13 protein-coding genes and 1 riboswitch are annotated in these 15,364 nt (G+C 73.1%); of the genes, 10 read left to right on the top strand and 3 right to left on the bottom strand.

Translation table 11 applies throughout. The features are described from left to right. Positions 1 to 320: 320 nt before the first annotated feature. The 4 genes from ACIQFU_RS29960 (at position 321) to ACIQFU_RS29945 (ending at position 5,039) form a co-directional block, all read left to right on the top strand. The gene (locus tag ACIQFU_RS29960) at positions 321 to 1,694 is read left to right on the top strand and encodes a M16 family metallopeptidase (RefSeq protein ID WP_402555623.1); all 1,374 of its coding nucleotides are present in this window, start codon (positions 321 to 323) and stop codon (positions 1,692 to 1,694) included. Then, on the top strand, positions 1,691 to 3,079 hold the full coding sequence (locus ACIQFU_RS29955; RefSeq protein ID WP_402555621.1) for a M16 family metallopeptidase: 1,389 nt from the start codon (positions 1,691 to 1,693) through the stop codon (positions 3,077 to 3,079). The genes ACIQFU_RS29960 and ACIQFU_RS29955 overlap by 4 nt, the downstream gene beginning before the upstream one ends. A 191-nt stretch (positions 3,080 to 3,270) precedes the next feature. Further along, a riboswitch (cyclic di-AMP (ydaO/yuaA leader) is annotated at positions 3,271 to 3,435 on the top strand. A gap of 12 nt (positions 3,436 to 3,447) precedes the next feature. Then, positions 3,448 to 4,212: a M23 family metallopeptidase gene (locus ACIQFU_RS29950; RefSeq protein ID WP_402555619.1), complete on the top strand. Its 765-nt coding sequence runs from the start codon at positions 3,448 to 3,450 to the stop codon at positions 4,210 to 4,212. 131 nt (positions 4,213 to 4,343) lie between these two features. Beyond that, positions 4,344 to 5,039, top strand: coding sequence for a GntR family transcriptional regulator (locus tag ACIQFU_RS29945; RefSeq protein WP_402555617.1), 696 nt, complete (start codon positions 4,344 to 4,346; stop codon positions 5,037 to 5,039). 177 nt (positions 5,040 to 5,216) lie between these two features. Here ACIQFU_RS29945 and ACIQFU_RS29940 read toward each other — a convergent pair whose 3' ends face one another. Beyond that, entirely contained in the window at positions 5,217 to 5,498 is a 282-nt protein-coding gene (locus tag ACIQFU_RS29940) for an HPr family phosphocarrier protein (RefSeq protein ID WP_402555615.1), read from the bottom strand. 202 nt (positions 5,499 to 5,700) lie between these two features. Between ACIQFU_RS29940 and ACIQFU_RS29935 the strand changes: the two genes are divergently transcribed. The 5 genes from ACIQFU_RS29935 (at position 5,701) to ACIQFU_RS29915 (ending at position 12,129) form a co-directional block, all read left to right on the top strand. Beyond that, a complete protein-coding gene (locus ACIQFU_RS29935; RefSeq protein WP_402555614.1) occupies positions 5,701 to 8,520 on the top strand; it encodes a GNAT family N-acetyltransferase in 2,820 nt (939 codons plus the stop codon). 96 nt (positions 8,521 to 8,616) lie between these two features. Continuing rightward, entirely contained in the window at positions 8,617 to 9,213 is a 597-nt protein-coding gene (locus ACIQFU_RS29930; RefSeq protein ID WP_402555612.1) for a DUF5998 family protein, read from the top strand. After that, complete coding sequence (locus ACIQFU_RS29925; protein WP_402555610.1) at positions 9,213 to 10,406, top strand: alkaline phosphatase family protein; 1,194 nt, start codon at positions 9,213 to 9,215, stop codon at positions 10,404 to 10,406. The genes ACIQFU_RS29930 and ACIQFU_RS29925 overlap by 1 nt, the downstream gene beginning before the upstream one ends. A gap of 41 nt (positions 10,407 to 10,447) precedes the next feature. After that, on the top strand, positions 10,448 to 11,098 hold the full coding sequence (locus tag ACIQFU_RS29920; RefSeq protein ID WP_402555608.1) for a thymidine kinase: 651 nt from the start codon (positions 10,448 to 10,450) through the stop codon (positions 11,096 to 11,098). A gap of 116 nt (positions 11,099 to 11,214) precedes the next feature. Next, entirely contained in the window at positions 11,215 to 12,129 is a 915-nt protein-coding gene (locus tag ACIQFU_RS29915) for an MBL fold metallo-hydrolase (RefSeq protein WP_402555607.1), read from the top strand. Positions 12,130 to 12,165: 36 nt separating this feature from the next. Here the strand turns inward: ACIQFU_RS29915 and ACIQFU_RS29910 are convergent, their stop codons facing one another. After that, positions 12,166 to 12,969 carry a VOC family protein gene (locus ACIQFU_RS29910; protein ID WP_402555606.1) on the bottom strand — a complete coding sequence of 268 codons (804 nt, stop codon included), beginning with the start codon at positions 12,967 to 12,969 and terminating at the stop codon, positions 12,166 to 12,168. 252 nt (positions 12,970 to 13,221) lie between these two features. Between ACIQFU_RS29910 and ACIQFU_RS29905 the strand changes: the two genes are divergently transcribed. Further along, positions 13,222 to 14,073 carry a sulfurtransferase gene (locus tag ACIQFU_RS29905; protein WP_402555605.1) on the top strand — a complete coding sequence of 284 codons (852 nt, stop codon included), beginning with the start codon at positions 13,222 to 13,224 and terminating at the stop codon, positions 14,071 to 14,073. A 106-nt stretch (positions 14,074 to 14,179) separates the two neighbouring features. Here the strand turns inward: ACIQFU_RS29905 and sepH are convergent, their stop codons facing one another. Then, entirely contained in the window at positions 14,180 to 15,238 is a 1,059-nt protein-coding gene (sepH, locus tag ACIQFU_RS29900) for a septation protein SepH (RefSeq protein WP_402555604.1), read from the bottom strand. Between the last annotated feature and the right edge of the window lie 126 nt (positions 15,239 to 15,364).

The raw sequence follows: 15,364 nt of genomic DNA, 5'->3' as shown, positions 1-15,364 counted from the left end.
TGAAGCGTGAACGGTGATCTGACGCCGTCCATTGTGGACTGCGGCACTGACAGCGACCGACCAGGACCCGTCACGGGGCTGCCGGCCCGGCGCTGCCCGCAGGGTACGCCCTTGTCCCGGGGCGTCGTCCGCGCAGTCGTCCCCGGCGGCCCGTCAACCGCGTTCTCGCTCTCGGCGTACGGGGCACGGGAACTCCACCGGTGTCCCGCACGCTTGCATACAGTGGCAGGATCGGCGGAATTCCGCAGTTCCGCCCGCTGATTCCACCCGGTGGTTCACCCAGTGACGCCACCAGATTCTTCGCGATCGAAGGGACGTACATGCCCATGGGTCACACGGCCACAGCCCAGGCAGGCTCCGGCGGCCTGACAGCGACCGAGCACCGCCTGGCCAACGGCCTGCGCGTGGTGCTCTCCGAGGACCACCTGACCCCGGTCGCGGCGGTGTGCCTCTGGTACGACGTCGGCTCGCGCCACGAGGTCAAGGGGCGCACCGGCCTGGCTCACCTTTTCGAGCACCTCATGTTCCAGGGCTCCGCCCAGGTCGAGGGCAACGGCCACTTCGAGCTGGTGCAGGGCGCCGGCGGCTCGCTCAACGGCACCACCAGCTTCGAGCGGACCAACTACTTCGAGACCATGCCCGCCCACCAGCTGGAGCTCGCCCTCTGGCTGGAGGCGGACCGCATGGGCTCCCTGCTGGCCGCCCTGGACGAGGAGTCCATGGAGAACCAGCGGGACGTCGTCAAGAACGAACGCCGTCAGCGCTACGACAACGTCCCCTACGGGACGGCCTTCGAGAAGCTGACCGCCCTCGCCTACCCGGAGGGCCACCCCTACCACCACACGCCGATCGGTTCGATGGCCGACCTGGACGCGGCGACCCTGGAGGACGCGCGCGCGTTCTTCCGCACCTACTACGCGCCGAACAACGCGGTGCTGTCGGTCGTCGGCGACATCGACCCCGAGCAGACCCTCGCCTGGATCGAGAAGTACTTCGGCTCCATCGCCTCGCACGACGGCAAGCAGCCGCCGCGGGACGGATCGCTGCCCGACGTCATGGGCGGGCAGCTGCGGGAGGTCGTCGAGGAGGAGGTTCCCGCCCGCGCCCTGATGGCGGCGTACCGGCTGCCGGAGGACGGCACGCGCGCGTGCGACGCGGCCGACCTCGCCCTGACCGTGCTGGGCGGCGGCGAGTCGTCCCGCCTGTACAACCGGCTGGTCCGCCGCGACCGCACGGCCGTCGCCGCCGGGTTCGGCCTGCTGCGGCTCGCCGGAGCGCCCTCCCTGGGGTGGCTGGACGTGAAGACGTCCGGCGACGTCGAGGTGCCGGTCATCGAGGCCGCCGTCGACGAGGAGCTGGCCCGCTTCGCCGAGGAGGGACCCACGGCCGAGGAGATGGAGCGCGCCCAGGCCCAGCTGGAGCGCGAGTGGCTGGACCGCCTGGGCACGGTCGCCGGCCGCGCCGACGAACTGTGCCGGTACGCCGTGCTGTTCGGCGACCCGCAGCTCGCCCTCACCGCCGTGCGGCGGGTGCTCGAGGTGACCGCGGAGGAGGTCCAGGAGGTCGCCAAGGCCCGCCTGCGTCCCGACAACCGCGCGGTGCTCGTCTACGAGCCCACCGCCCCGGCCGACGAGACCGACGCCGACACGACCGACGCCGGCGCCACCGACGAGAACGAGGAGGCGGCCAAGTGACCGAGCTCGCCACGATGGAATTCCACGCCCGGCCGCAGGCCGGCGAGCCCAAGCCCTGGGCCTTCCCCGCCCCCGAGCGCGGCAGCCTCGGCAACGGCCTCACCGTGCTGCGCTGCCACCGCCCCGGCCAGCAGGTCGTCGCCGTCGAGGTGCTCCTCGACGCCCCCCTGGACGCCGAGCCGGCCGGTCTCGACGGCGTCGCCACCATCATGGCGCGCGCCTTCTCGGAGGGCACCGACAAGCACTCCGCCGAGGACTTCGCCGCCGAGCTGGAGCGCTGCGGCGCCACCCTGGACGCGCACGCCGACCACCCCGGCGTCCGGCTGAGCCTGGAGGTGCCCGCCTCCCGCCTCGCCAGGGCACTCGGCCTGTTCGCCGACGCCCTCAGGGCGCCCGCGTTCGCGGACGGCGAGGTCGAACGGCTGGTGCGCAACCGGCTCGACGAGATCCCGCACGAGCTGGCCAACCCGGCTCGCCGCGCGGCCAAGGAACTCTCCAAGGAGCTGTTCCCGGCCGACTCCCGCATGTCGCGCCCGCGCCAGGGCACCGAGGAGACGGTCGCGGCCGTCGACGCGGCGGCCGTACGCGCCTTCTACGAGCGGCACGTGCGCCCCGCCACGGCCACCGCCGTGGTCGTCGGCGACCTCACCGGCGTCGACCTCGACGCGCTGCTCGGCGACACCTTGGGCGCGTGGACCGGCTCGGCCGCCGAGCCGCGCCCGGTGCCCCCGGTGACCGCGGACGACCGGGGCCGGGTCGTCATCGTCGACCGTCCCGGCGCCGTCCAGACGCAGCTGCTGATCGGCCGCACCGGCGCCGACCGGCACGACCGCGTCTGGCCCGCGCAGGTGCTCGGCACCTACTGCCTCGGCGGCACCCTCACCTCGCGCCTGGACCGCGTCCTGCGCGAGGAGAAGGGCTACACCTACGGCGTACGGGCGTTCGGCCAGGTCCTGCGTTCCGCGCCGGACGGCACCGGCGCCGCGATGCTCGCCATCAGCGGCTCCGTCGACACCCCCAACACCGGTCCCGCCCTGGACGACCTGTGGACGGTGCTGCGCAAGCTCGCCGCAGAGGGGCTGACCGACGCCGAGCGCGACGTGGCCGTGCAGAACCTGGTGGGCGTGGCGCCGCTCAAGTACGAGACGGCGGCGGCCGTGGCGAGCACACTGGCCGACCAGGTCGAGCAGCACCTGTCCGACGACTTCCAGGCGACGCTCTACCGGCAACTGGCCGCCACGGGCACCGTGGAGGCCACGGCCGCGGTCGTGAACGCCTTCCCGGTGGACCGCCTCGTGACGGTCCTCGTCGGAGACGCGGCGCAGATCAGGGAGCCCGTCGAGGCCCTCGGTATCGGTGAAGTCACCGTGGTGGCCGCCGAGTAGCGGCACACGCGTGTGACGGCCCTGGTGACCGGAGTGTCACCAGGGCCGCCGTTTGTCCGGATTGGGGCAGTGGCTGCCCGTCTGCCCTGTGGCGTGCGCTACAAAAAGCTTGTTGCGTTTGAGGATTGAACGCAGCCGCGCTTAGCGTCTTCCGGGCTGTTCGTCACGCAGTGCGCCGCATCCGCGGCACCGGACAGTCATCGCCGAGTCCCCGTACGGCGCGAGCCAGGGGAGCCGGGGACCCACCGCAGTCCCTGGGGTGAATCGGACGCCCGCGCGCACCGCGAGGGGGCCCGTAGGAGACCTTCCACCTCCGAACCCGTCAGCTAACCCGGTAGGCGAGAGGGAAGGAAAGGACAAGCCTCTACATGGCGTTCACGCGCGCCACCGGGAAGCACCGCCGTACCGGCCGGGTGCACCGCACCACCGCCCGCGCGGCGGGAGTCGCGGCCCTCGCGACCACCGGCGTCGTCGGCTCCCTCGCTGCTCCGGCGCTCGCCGCCGAGCCCGAGGTGGAGCAGAGCGGTCTCACCCCGGTCGTCACCATCGGCGACTCCGTAGCCGACGAGATCGACGCCCAGGCCGTCGCCCAGAAGCAGGCCGCGGTGGACGCCGCCGCCCGCGAGGCGGCCAGGGAAGCGGCCCGCGAGCGGGCGGCCGAGGCGGCCAAGGAGGCGCGCGAGGCCAAGGAGCGCGCCGCGCGGGAGGCGGAGCGCAAGCGTCTCAACACCTTCGTCGCGCCGATCACCGCCTCCTACGTCTCCACCGCGTACCAGGCCGGCAGCTCCCTGTGGTCCTCCGGCAGCCACACCGGCATCGACTTCCACGCCTCCAGCGGCACGACGGTGCACGCGGTCGGCGTCGGCACCGTCGTCGAGGCCGGCTGGGGCGGGGCGTACGGCAACCAGGTCGTGATCAAGATGCACGACGGCACGTACACGCAGTACGGGCATCTGTCGTCCATCGGCGTCTCGGTCGGCGAGTCGGTCGAGCCCGGCCGGCAGATCGGCCTCTCCGGCGCCACCGGCAACGTCACCGGACCCCACCTGCACTTCGAGGCCCGCACCAGCCCCGAGTACGGCTCGGACATGGACCCCGTCGCCTACCTCCGCTCCCACGGCGTGAACGTCTGACCGACGACGGCGTCCGAAAGCCCCGGCTTCCCGAGCCGGGGCTTTTCGCATTTAATATCGCTTGATTGGCCCGGGGTCGCTCAACACGCGTCAATCGTCGACGTTTCACGGGGGTCAAGGGGAGGTCGGTCATGCGTATTCCGGCGCATTCGGTGTGCACGGCGATCCGGGACGACATCGTCGCGGGCGTCCACGGCCGCGGGAGCCGGCTCACCGAGGAAATCCTCGCCCGCCGCTACGGCGTCTCCCGCGTCCCCGTCCGCGAGGCCCTGCGCACGCTGGAGGCCGAGGGTTTCGTGGTGACCCGGCGGCACGCGGGCGCGTGCGTCGCGGAACCGACCGAGCGGGAGGCCGCCGACCTGCTCGAGACCCGTGCGCTCCTGGAGCCGCTCGGCGCCTCCCGGGCCGCCCGGCGACGCACCGAGGCGCACCTCAAGGTGTTGCGCGGCCTGGTCAGGCTGGGACAGGAGCGCGCCGGACGCGGCACCGGCGAGGAACTGCGCTCGCTGGGCGGCTGGTTCCACGAGACCCTCGCCCGGGCCGCCGACAGCCCCTCCCTGACCGCCCTGCTGACCCAGCTCCGCCACAAGATCGCCTGGATGTACGTCGTGGAGGCCCCGGCCGGGCCGGTGGAGTACTGGGCGGAGCGCGGCGCGATCACCGACGCGGTGGCCCGGGGCGACGGGGATCGCGCGCGGGCGCTCATGGCCCTGCACATCGAGCGGTCGGCCTCCGCACACCGGCTGCGCTTTGTTTCCGGCGGCGGGCGGACGGAGCGTGTGAGGAATGCGCAACACCCCGTAAACACGGCGAGCCCGCAGTGGTAATGCAGTTGCCGTACAAAAGGACGGGGAATTGCTGACGGTATTTCCTCTGCGCGGAAACCGGGATTTTTCTCCTGCCGGGAAACAGGACGGACGGGCGGGTGCACCGAAAGCGGGAGAAATGGCGAAAGGCCCGCCGGGCGGTCCCGGCGGGCCTTTCGGTGTTGCCGTCCGGCGGAGTCAGACGGTCTCGGGAAGCTCCTCGAGCCCCTCGGAGACCAGCTTCGCCAGCCGGTCCAGGGCGGCCTCCGCGCCCTCGGCGTCGGAGGCGAGGACGATCTCCTCGCCGCCCTGGGCGCCGAGGCCGAGGACGGCCAGCATGGAGGCCGCGTTGACGGGGGACCCGTCGGCCTTGGCGATCGTCACCGGGACGCCTGTGGCCGTGGCGGCTCGGACGAAGATGGAGGCGGGGCGGGCGTGGAGGCCCTCGGCCCAGCCGACGTTGACGCGGCGCTCAGCCATGTGATGCTGCCCTTCAGGTGTTCAGAGGCGTTGAAGTTGTCTAGACCATGTTGTCTAGACCAGTTTCCCACATCGTGAAGCAAGCCGGGACGACCGCGTGGGCCGCCCCGCGTGGTCCTCGGACCGCGGCCTCGGTCCGAGCTTCCCGTCCTCCACAGACTGCCCCGCGCCGTTGTCCGACGCGAGCCGTAGTCTGGGGCCCATGCAGACCTCGTCGGACCGGCACGAGTACCCCGCCCACTGGGAAGCCGACGTGGTGCTGCGCGACGGCGGCACCGCGCGCGTCCGCCCCATCACCGTTGATGACGCCGAGCGCCTGGTCAGCTTCTACGAGCAGGTCTCCGACGAGTCGAAGTACTACCGCTTCTTCGCGCCGTACCCTCGCCTGTCCGCCAAGGACGTCCACCGCTTCACGCACCACGACTTTGTGGACCGGGTGGGACTCGCGGCCACCATCGGCGGCGAGTTCATCGCCACCGTACGCTACGACCGCATCGGCACCGGCGGGACGGCCGCCTCGGCACCGGCCGACGAGGCCGAGGTCGCCTTCCTCGTCCAGGACGCCCACCAGGGGCGCGGCGTCGCCTCCGCGCTCCTGGAGCACATCGCCGCCGTCGCCCGCGAGCGGGGCATCCGCCGCTTCGCCGCCGAGGTGCTGCCCGCCAACAACAAGATGATCAAAGTCTTCATGGACGCCGGGTACACCCAGAAGCGGAGCTTCGAGGACGGTGTGGTCCGCCTGGAGTTCGGCCTCGAACCCACCGACCGCTCGCTCGCCGTGCAGTACGCGCGCGAGCACCGCGCGGAGGCCCGGTCCGTCCAGCGGCTGCTGCAGCCCGGCTCGGTCGCGGTCGTCGGCACCGGCCGCACACCCGGGGGCGTCGGCCGCAGCATCCTCGGCAACATCCGGGACGCGGGCTACCCGGGTCGCCTCTACGCCGTGAACAGTGCCTTCCCCGAGGAGCAGAAGGAACTCGACGGCGTCCCGGCGTGCCGCTCCGTGCGCGACATCGAGGGGCATGTCGACCTGGCCGTCGTCACCGTGCCCGCCGCGCACGTCCCCGGCGTCGTCACCGAGTGCGGCGAGCACGGCGTGCAGGGACTCGTGGTGATCTCCGCCGGTTACGCCGACAGCGGTCCCGAGGGACGCGAACGCCAGCGCGCCCTGGTGCGTCAGGCGCGCTCGTACGGCATGCGGATCATCGGACCCAACGCCTTCGGGATCATCAACACCTCCCCGGACGTGCGCCTCAACGCCTCCCTCGCCCCCGAGATGCCGCGCCCCGGCCGGATCGGCCTGTTCGCGCAGTCCGGCGCCATCGGCATCGCCCTGCTCTCCCGGCTGCACCGGCGCGGCGGCGGGGTCACCGGCCACACCGGCGTCTCCACCTTCGTCTCCTCCGGCAACCGCGCCGACGTCTCCGGCAACGACGTCCTCCAGTACTGGTACGACGACCCGGAGACCGACGTCGCGCTGATGTACCTGGAGTCCATCGGCAACCCCCGCAAGTTCACCCGGCTGGCCCGGCGGACCGCGGCCGCCAAGCCCCTGGTCGTGGTGCAGGGCGCCCGGCACGGGGGTGTCGCGCCGCAGGGACACGCCGTACGGGCGACACGGCTGCCGCACGCGACGGTCTCCGCACTGCTGCGGCAGGCCGGCGTGATCCGGGTCGACACCATCACCGACCTGGTCGACGCGGGGCTGCTCCTCGCCCGCCAGCCGCTGCCGGCCGGCCCGAGGGTGGCCATCCTGGGCAACTCGGAGTCCCTGGGACTGCTCACGTACGACGCGTGCCTCTCCGAGGACCTGCGCCCCCAGCCCCCGCTGGACCTGACGACGGCCGCCTCGGCCGACGACTTCCACGCGGCCCTGTCCCGGGCCCTGGCCGACGACACGTGCGACGCGGTCGTCGTCACCGCCATCCCGACGGTGGGGGAGGGGGCGGCAGGGGACTCCGCGCTGGCGGAGGCCCTGCGCTCGGCGGCGGCCGCGGTTCCCACCAAACCGGTCCTCGTGGTCCACGTGGAGCTCGGAGGCCTGGCGGAGGCCCTGTCGGCGGCGGCGAGCACCGCCCCCCAGGCCGGCCCGGGCCCCGCCGGGGAGGCCGTGCCCGCCGCCCCGGCCCAGCAGCCGCCCGCCGTCCGGGCCCCGGAAGGCGCCCACCTGATCCCCGCCTACCCGGCCGCCGAGCGCGCCGTCCGCGCCCTCGGCGAGGCCGTCGCCTACGCCCAGTGGCGGCGCGAGGCCGCCGAGCCCGGCAAGGTGCCCGAGTACGAGGACATCGACGAGAAGGGCGCCGCCCAGCAGATAGCGGGGTACCTCGCGCGCGGGCAGGGGCTCACCCTCGGCGCCCAGGAGACCTGCGAGCTGCTCGGCAGGTACGGCGTCCACGTCCACCGCGCCCTGCCCGCGCCCAGCCCCGACGACGCCGTGGCCGCCGCGCGGACCCTCGGCTACCCCGTGGCCCTCAAGGCCACCGCCCCTCACCTGCGTCACCGCGCCGACCTGGGCGGCGTCCGCCTCGACCTCGCGGACGAGGAGCAACTGCGCCGGGCCTACGCCGAATTGACGGAGCTGTTCGGAAAGCCCGCGGAGCTGCGCCCGGTGGTGCAGGGCATGGCCCCGCGCGGCGTCGACACCGTCGTGCGGGCGGTCATCGACCCGGCGGCCGGCGCGGTGCTCTCCTTCGGCCTCGCCGGCGCCGCCACACAGCTGCTCGGCGACATGGCGCACCGGCTGATTCCGGTCACCGACCGGGACGCCACCTCGCTCATCCGTTCGATCCGCACGGCGCCCCTCCTCTTCGGCTGGCGCGGCTCGGCCCCCGTCGACGCCGCCGCCCTGGAGGAGCTGCTGCTGCGGGTCTCGCGGCTGGTCGACGACCACCCGGAGGTCGTCGCGGTCACCCTGGAACCGGTCGTGGTCGCCCCGCACGGCCTGAGTGTCCTCGGCGCCTCCGTCCGCCTCGCACCCCCGCCCGCCCGCGACGACCTGGGACCGCGGACCCTGCCGGCGTACTGACCCGCCGCGGCCCGGCGACGGCCCGAGCGCGGCCCGAGCGTGGCCCGGGACGGGTACCCGCGGGAGCGTCCCTCGCAGTCAGTGGGTCCCCGTAGGATGGACGACATGGCCAAGACCAGTACGACGACCCAGGGGCTGCGAGCGGCGATCGAGCGCAGCGGCTACTACCCGGCCCTCGTGGCCGAGGCGGTGGAGGCCGCCGTGGGCGGCGAGCCCGTGCGGTCGTACCTGGTCCACCAGGAGACGACGTTCGACCAGAACGAGGTGCGCCGGCACGTGACCGTGCTGGTGCTCACCGGCAACCGCTTCATCGTCAGCCACACCGACGAGCAGGCCGCCGACGACACCTCACCCACGCCGTACGCCACGACGTCCACGGAGTCCGTCAAGCTCGGCCGGATCTCGTCCATCGTCGTCAGCCGCGTCGTCGCCAACCCGGAGCAGTACAAGCCGGGCACGCTGCCCCGCGAGATCGTGCTGACCATCGGCTGGGGCGCCGTCTCCCGCCTCGACCTGGAGCCCGCCGCCTGCGGCGACCCCAACTGCGAGGCCGACCACGGCTACACGGGCAGCTCCACGGCCGACGACCTCAGCCTGCGCGTCAGCGAGGCCGGCGACGGCCCCGAGACGGTGCGCCAGGCACTCGCCTTCGCCCAGGCCCTGTCCGAGGCGACCGCGGACTCCGCCCGCTGATGGTGCAGCACACCGCCTGGGACACCCACCCGGAACCGCTCCCCGTCGACTCCGCCCCCGTGCCCGAGTACGGCACGGGCTCCCTCGCCGACCTGCTGCCCACCCTGGCCGCCGGGCTCGGCGTCCCCGGCATGACCGCGGGCATCACCGAGCTGACCCCGGCCGACCGCAACTGCGTCTTCCTGATCGACGGCCTCGGCTGGGAGCAGCTGCGCGCCCACCCGGACGACGCCCCCTTCCTCAGCTCGCTGCTGGACAGCTCGCGCGGCGGCACCGGGCGCCCGATCACCGCCGGCTACCCGGCGACCACGGCGACCTCCCTCGCCTCCGTCGGTACCGGCCTGCCGCCGGGAGCCCACGGCCTGCCCGGCTACACCGTGCGCAATCCCGACACCGGCGCGCTGATGAACCAGCTGCGCTGGCAGCCCTGGACCGCCCCGGGCCCCTGGCAGCCGTACCCCACCGTCTTCGGCCTCGCCCACGAGGCGGGAGTGCACGCCGCCCAGGTCTCCTCACCCACCTTCGCCAACACCCCGCTGACCAAGGTCGCGCTGAGCGGCGGCGAGTTCCACGGACGCCTGTCCGGCGAGGACCGGATGGACTGCGCCGCCGAGCAGCTGGCCCGCGCCGACCGCGCCCTGGTCTACACGTACTACGCCGAGGTCGACGGTGCCGGCCACCGTTTCGGCGTCGACTCCGACACCTGGCGCGGTCAGCTCGGCCACGTCGACCGGCTCGTCCAGCGCCTCGCCGAGCAGCTGCCGCCGCGCAGCGCCCTGTACGTCACCGCCGACCACGGCATGGTCGACGTGCCCTTCGACGAGGACCACCGCATCGACTTCGACGAGGACTGGGAGCTGAAGGCGGGCGTCGCCCTCCTCGGCGGCGAGGGCCGCGCCCGCCACGTCTACGCGGTCCCGGGCGCGCGGAACGACGTGCTGACCTGCTGGCGCGAGGTGCTGGGCGAGCAGTTCTGGGTGGCCTCGCGGGACGAGGCGATCGCGGCGGGCTGGTTCGGCCCCCGCATCGACGACCGGGTGTACGGCCGCATCGGCGACGTGGTCGCCGCGGCGCGCGACGACGTCCTGCTCATCGCCTCCGAGCGTGAGCCCAAGGAGTCGGCGATGGTCGGCAACCACGGGTCGATGACCCCCGCAGAGCAACTCGTCCCCCTGCTCGAAGTACGCTCCTGACCCCGCAAGCCCGTCCTCCGCCGAAAGGTGCCCAACCCCTCATGCCCGAGCTGGTGTTCTTCTCCGGAACGATGGACTGCGGGAAGTCGACACTGGCTCTCCAGATCGAGCACAACCGGTCGGCGCGCGGACTGGCCGGCATGATCTTCACCCGCGACGACCGCGCTGGCGAGGGCAAGCTCTCCTCCCGCCTCGGCCTGGTCACCGACGCGGTCGAGGTCGGGGACGGCCAGGACCTGTACGCCCACGTCGTCGACCACCTCTCGCAGGGCGGCCGGGTGGACTACGTGATCGCGGACGAGGCGCAGTTCCTCGCGCCGGGCCAGATCGACCAGCTCGCGCGCGTCGTCGACGACCTCGACGTCGACGTGTACGCCTTCGGCATCACCACCGACTTCCGCTCCAAGCTCTTCCCCGGCTCCCAGCGCCTGGTGGAACTCGCCGACCGGGTCGAGGTGCTCCAGGTCGAGGCCCTGTGCTGGTGCGGTGCCCGCGCCACGCACAACGCGCGCACCGTGGGCGGCGTCATGGTCGTCGAGGGCGCACAGGTGGTCGTCGGCGACGTCGCCCAGTCCCCCGACGAGATCGGCTACGAGGTGCTGTGCCGACGCCACCACCGCAGACGTATGACCAGCGCGACGGCGCGGGCGGCGGCGCTGTCTCCCGACGTCCTGCCTGTGACTCCGGCCTGAAAATGCTGAGGGGCCGTCACAAATGGCCGGCCTGTCCGGTCTTGGAGTGAGTGGGACGGAGCGACCTCGTCGCCCCGTCGACGACTTGGGTCGACGCTCTCCAGGAGGACAACAACATGAACCAGACCAACGTCGCACACCCCGGCGCACCGCGGCTCGACGAGCCGGTTCCGTCGCGTTACGCGCTGAAGGTCGGCGACATCGACGTGACGGTGATCAGCGACGGGGTACTGCCGATCAACCCCGCGACACTGGCCACCAACGCGGACCGGGCCGAGCTGTCGGCCTGGCTCAGTGACAACTTCCTGCCGCCCGAGGTGATCGACTACCCGCTGAACGTGGCCGTGGTGCGCAGCGGGAACCGGACCATCCTCGTCGATTCCGGGCTGGGTACGGAGTTCCCGGGCTTCCCCCGGGCCGGGCAGTTGGCCATGAGGCTGGACGCCGCCGGGATCGATCCCGCGTCCGTGACCGACGTGGTTCTCACCCACCTGCACATGGACCACATCGGCGGGCTGCTCGTCGAGGGCCTGAGGGGGCGGCTGAGTACGGACCTGCGGGTCCATCTGGCGGCCGCCGAAGCCGAGTTCTGGCAGGCGCCCGACTTCTCCCGCACCGCCATGCCGGCACAGGTGCCCGAGACGCTTCGGACGACCGCCTCACGGTTCCTGGACGTGTACCGCGGCCAGTTGCGTCCCTTCGAGACGGAGCACGAGGTGGCACCGGGCGTGCTGATCAAGCGCACCGGCGGTCACACCCCCGGCCACAGCATCATCCGTCTGGAATCGCGCGGGGAACGGCTGACGTTCGCCGGCGATGCCGTGTTCCAGTGCGGGTTCGACCAGCCCGGCTGGTTCAACGGTTTCGAACACGACCCCGAGGAATCGGCTCGGGTCCGGATCCGTCTCCTGAAGGAGATGGCGGCGAGCGGCGAGCACCTGATGGCCACTCACCTGCCGTTCCCGTCCGTCTGCCATGTGGCCGCCGTCGGCAACGCCTTCCGTTTCGTTCCGACCGTCTGGGACTACTGAGCGTCCAGGGCATTGCCGCTTTCGTGAGGCAATCCGTCATCGCCGTACCGTGAGCAGTGCGAACCGGGCCCCTTCCGGATCCGCCACCGTCGCCACCCGGCCGTGGGGCGTGTCGCGGGCCGGGGCGAGCACGTGTCCGCCCAGGTCGACGAGGCGCGTGACGGACTCGTCCGTGTCGGCCACCTCGAAGTACGTCATCCAGTGCGGCCCCCGGTCGCGCGGCAGGTCCTCGCCGACGCCGTGGATGCCGGCGACGGGGTGGCCGCCGAGACGCAGGGTGACGTAGTCGCGGTCGGCGGAGGCCTCCGGGGCCGGCTCGAAGCCGAAGACGGTCTCGTAGAACTTGGCGACACTCGCCGTCTCGTAGGTCAGCAGCTCGTTCCACGCCGGTGTGCCCGGTACCCCGGCGACGGCCGTGCCCAGGTGTGCGGCGGCCTGCCAGACGCCGATGACCGCGCCGGCGGGGTCTGAGCCGAGGGCCATGCGGCCCGCCTCACCCGCGTCCAGCGGACCGACGCCGACCGTGCCGCCGCACAGGCGCACCGATTCGGCCGTCCGGTTGACGTCGTCGGAGGCGAAGTAGGGCGTCCAGGCCGTGGGCAGTTGCCGGTCCGGGGGCAGCTGCCCGATGCCGGCCACCTCCCGCCCGTCGAGCAGGGCCCGCGCGTACGGGCCCAGTTGCTGGGGTCCCGGCCGGAACTCCCAGCCGAACAGGGCGCCGTAGAAGTCGTGGGTGGCGGCCGGTCCGTGCACCATCAGACTCACCCAGCAGGGTGTGCCGGGTGCACGCCGGGCGTTCGTCTCGCCGATCCGGCTGTCCGATCCCCGTGCGTCGGTCATCGTCACCCTCTTCTCGGCCCTCCGCGGGCCGTGCGTCCGCTTCCGCTCCGACGGGCTCTCGCAGCTCTCGCACCGAAGCCGGCACCGGATCCGGTGCGGTGCTTCGGGCACGCTCGCGCTCGTGGGGGCAGCCCGCCCTGCCCGGGCAGTACAGCATGTGCCCGAACCCGTACGCCTCGTGATCGGTACTGTCCGGCGGGCAGAGTAGCCCGACATCGACGCCTCGGCCACTCGGTACGTCAGGATGGGGCCATGAACGCCATCATCTCCGCATCCGAACTCGCCGACGAACTGGCGGGCGCCAACCCGCCCGTCCTCCTCGACGTCCGCTGGCAGCTGAGCACGGCGAAGGCGACCGGGGCCCCGCCGTTCGACGGCCGGGCCGAGTACGGTGCCGGGCACCTGCCGGGCGCCGTCTACGTCGACCTGGACAGGGAACTCGCCTCCGCACCCGGGGAGCACGGTCGGCATCCGCTGCCCGACGTGGCGGAGTTCGGCGCGGCGATGCGCCGGGCGGGCGTGTCGTCCGGGCGGCCGGTCGTCGTGTATGACGGCGGGCAGGGGTGGGCGGCGGCTCGGGCCTGGTGGCTGCTGCGCTGGACGGGTCACCCGAACGTGCGGGTCCTGGACGGCGGGTTGACGGCCTGGGAGGCGCCGCTGTCGACGGACGTGCCGACGCCCGCGGAGGGCGACTTCGCACCGGTGCCGGGCGCGGCGGGACTGCTGGACGCGGACGGAGCCGCCGCGCTGGCCCGCTCCGGAGCGCTGTTCGACGCCCGCGCGGGGGAGCGTTACCGGGGCGAGGTCGAGCCGATCGATCCGGTGGGCGGCCACATCCCGGGCGCCGTGTCCGCGCCCACCAGTGCGAACGTGGCCGCGGACGGGCGCTTCCTGCCGGCCGAGGAACTCCGGGCGCGCTTCAAGACCTTGGGTGCCACGGAGGACGGCGCGGTCGGCGTGTACTGCGGTTCGGGCGTGTCGGGCGCCCACGAGGTGCTCGCGTTGGCGGTGGCGGGCATTCCGGCGGCGCTGTACGTGGGTTCGTGGTCCGAGTGGGCGTCGGACCCGGATCGGCCGGTCGCGGTGGGGCCCGACCCGCAGTAGGACCGTGCGCAGGGTGGGAGTGCACGCGGTGAGACGGTGAAGGGGCGGGGGCCGCACCCATGCGATGCGGCCCCCGCCCCTTCACCTGCCATGGCCAAGAGGCCCGCTACTCCTGCTTCTTGCGCCGAGTCCCGAACACGATCTCGTCCCAGCTCGGCACCGCGGCACGGCGGCCCGGACGGACACCGTCGGCCTCGGCCTGACGGTCGGTGGAGCCGGTGAGGCGGTCGCGGTGGCTGGCCACCGAGCGCGGCATGAGCACGTCCGCGTAGGCGGAGCCGGCCGACGCCGCGGGCGCGGGGGGCTCCTCCACCTCGGGTTCCTCGACGGGCTCCTCCGCCGGTTCCGGGGCGCGCTCGGGCACCACCAGGTCGCCGCGGAAGCTGGGTACGGCCTCCAGCAGACTGGTGAGCGAGTCGCGTTCGCGCTCGGCCGAGGCGGTGGCCACGGTGTCGTCGGCCGGCTCGGACGGCGGCGGGGGCAGGCTCGGCCGCTCCCGCTGCTCCCGGTCGAGGGTGCGGTCCAGCGGCCGGTCGCGGGGCAGCCGGGCGATGCGGGGCACGAACGGGAAGCTGGGCTCGGGCGCGGCGAGGTCGTCGGACTCGCCGATCAGCGCGCGCGCCTCCGCGTCGACGGCCTGGACGAGCCGCCGGGGCGGGTCGTACGTCCAGCTCGCCGAATGCGGTTCGCCCGCGACCAGGTAGACCAGCAGGACTTCCCAGGTGCCGTCGTCGCGGCGCCAGGAGTCCCACTGGACGGTGTCCTTGTCGGCGCCGCGCAGCAGCAGCCGCTCCTGGACGGCCTCGCCGAGGGGCGGTCCGGAGTTCTCGCCGGGCCGGCGGACGGGCGTCTTGCGGGCCCGCTCGGCCATGAAGGCGCGCTCGGCCAGCACGGGTCCCTCGAAGCGCCGTACGCGGTCGACGGGGATGCCGGCCATCTGGGCGACCTCTTCGGCCGTCGCGCCGGCTCGTATACGTGCCTGAATGTCGCGGGGGCGGAGATGACTCTCCACCTCGATCTCGATCTGGCCGAGGCGGGGACGGTCGCCGCGCACGGCGGCCCGGAGCCGCTCGTCGATCGGAAGCGTGTACTCCGTGCTGTCCGCAGCCTTCAGCACCAGCCGTGTGCCGTCATTCGAGACGGCCACGACACGCAGTTCGGGCATGGGGACCTCCCGGGTGGTGCCTGCCGACGTCACGTGCGTCGCTGCTTCCGCTCTGTCGAGTGTGGCCTGCCCGGGTGCAGCCTGCCACAACCTTGCCGAGTTGCCCGGCGTGTCGGGCACGGGCCC

This window comes from Streptomyces sp. NPDC093065 (assembly GCF_044754585.1).
GTDB lineage: Bacteria > Actinomycetota > Actinomycetes > Streptomycetales > Streptomycetaceae > Streptomyces.
Note: the sequence above shows the minus strand (reverse complement) of the source record. Positions and strands in the feature narration are given on the sequence as shown.